Raw genomic sequence first — 2,429 nt, 5'->3', positions numbered from 1 at the left:
TGGGACAAGGCGCCAGCCTCGCATAGTTCTTGTGACGTAGCGTGCACTTGGATGCTCTTACGACGTTGTCGTAAAGCCAAGGCAACTTGAGGTTATATGGTCAAGCCGCACGGATCATTAGTATCAGTTAGCTCAATACATTGCTGTACTTACACACCTGACCTATCAACCACGTAGTCTACATGGTTCCTTCAGGGGGCTTGTGCCCCGGGAGATCTCATCTTGAGGCGCGCTTCCCGCTTAGATGCTTTCAGCGGTTATCGCTTCCGAACATAGCTACCCGGCAATGCCACTGGCGTGACAACCGGAACACCAGAGGTTCGTCCACTCCGGTCCTCTCGTACTAGGAGCAGCCCCTCTCAAATCTCCAACGCCCATGGCAGATAGGGACCGAACTGTCTCACGACGTTCTGAACCCAGCTCGCGTACCACTTTAAATGGCGAACAGCCATACCCTTGGGACCGACTACAGCCCCAGGATGTGATGAGCCGACATCGAGGTGCCAAACACCGCCGTCGATATGAACTCTTGGGCGGTATCAGCCTGTTATCCCCGGAGTACCTTTTATCCGTTGAGCGATGGCCCTTCCATACAGAACCACCGGATCACTAAGTCCTAGTTTCCTACCTGCTTGATCCGTCGATCTTGCAGTCAAGCACGCTTATGCCTTTGCACACAGTGCGCGATGTCCGACCGCGCTGAGCGTACCTTCGAGCTCCTCCGTTACTCTTTAGGAGGAGACCGCCCCAGTCAAACTACCCACCATACACGGTCCCCGACCCAGATAATGGGCCCAGGTTAGAACGTCAAGCACGACAGGGTGGTATTTCAAGGATGGCTCCGCTGCAGCTAGCGCCACAGTTTCATAGCCTCCCACCTATCCTACACAGACGAACTCAACGTTCAGTGTAAAGCTATAGTAAAGGTTCACGGGGTCTTTCCGTCTTGCCACGGGAACGCTGCATCTTCACAGCGATTTCAATTTCACTGAGTCTCGGGTGGAGACAGCGCCGCTGTCGTTACGCCATTCGTGCAGGTCGGAACTTACCCGACAAGGAATTTCGCTACCTTAGGACCGTTATAGTTACGGCCGCCGTTTACTGGGGCTTCGATCAAGAGCTTCGCCTTGCGGCTGACCCCATCAATTAACCTTCCAGCACCGGGCAGGCGTCACACCCTATACGTCCACTTTCGTGTTTGCAGAGTGCTGTGTTTTTGATAAACAGTCGCAGCGGCCTGGTTACTGCGACCCTCTTCAGCTATAGCTCGCACGAGCCACCAAAAAGGGTGCACCTTCTCCCGAAGTTACGGTGCCATGTTGCCTAGTTCCTTCACCCGAGTTCTCTCAAGCGCCTGAGAATTCTCATCCTACCCACCTGTGTCGGTTTACGGTACGGTCTGCGTAAGCTGAAGCTTAGGAGCTTTTCCTGGAAGCGTGGTATCAGTGACTTCGCCATAAAGGCTCGTCTCGGTGCTCGGTCTTAGAGGATCCCGGATTTGCCAAAGATCCAAACCTACCGCCTTTCCCCAGGACAACCAACGCCTGGTACACCTAACCTTCTCCGTCCCTCCATCGCACTTACGCGAGGTGCAGGAATATTAACCTGCTTCCCATCGACTACGACTTTCGTCCTCGCCTTAGGGGCCGACTCACCCTGCGCCGATTAACGTTGCGCAAGGAAACCTTGGGCTTTCGGCGTGCGGGTTTTTCACCCGCATTATCGTTACTCATGTCAGCATTCGCACTTCCGATACCTCCAGCGGACTTCTCAATCCACCTTCGCAGGCTTACGGAACGCTCCTCTACCGCGCATAACAAAGTTATGCACCCCAAGCTTCGGTTCAGTGCTTAGCCCCGTTAAATCTTCCCCGCAGACCGACTCGACCAGTGAGCTATTACGCTTTCTTTAAAGGGTGGCTGCTTCTAAGCCAACCTCCTGGCTGTCTGTGCCTTTCCACATGGTTTTCCACTTAGCACTGAATTTGGGACCTTAGCTGTGGGTCTGGGTTGTTTCCCTTTTCACGACGGACGTTAGCACCCGCCGTGTGTCTCCCATACAGTCCGTCTCGGTATTCGGAGTTTGCAATGGTTTGGTAAGTCGCGATGACCCCCTAGCCATAACAGTGCTCTACCCCCGAGAGGATACATATGAGGCGCTACCTAAATAGCTTTCGAGGAGAACCAGCTATCTCCGGGTTCGATTAGCTTTTCACTCCTAATCACACCTCATCCCCTACCTTTGCAACGGGAGTGGGTTCGGGCCTCCAGTGCGTGTTACCGCACCTTCACCCTGGGCATGACTAGATCACCCGGTTTCGGGTCTACTGCCCGCGACTATGCGCCCTTATCAGACTCGGTTTCCCTTCGCCTCCCCTATACGGTTAAGCTTGCCACGAACAGTAAGTCGCTGACCCATTATACAAAAGG

General features: G+C 54.0%; 1 rRNA gene (cut by a window edge). It reads right to left on the bottom strand.

Annotated elements, in window-relative coordinates:
- Positions 1-96 precede the first annotated feature (96 nt).
- Positions 97-2,429, bottom strand: a 23S ribosomal RNA gene (locus AC5YGJ_RS20285) (it continues 547 nt past the right edge of the window).

It is taken from the genome of Stenotrophomonas sp. CS3K5, assembly GCF_059515225.1.
The sequence above is the reverse complement of the archived record's forward strand: the minus strand, read 5'-3'. Positions and strand labels throughout refer to the sequence as shown.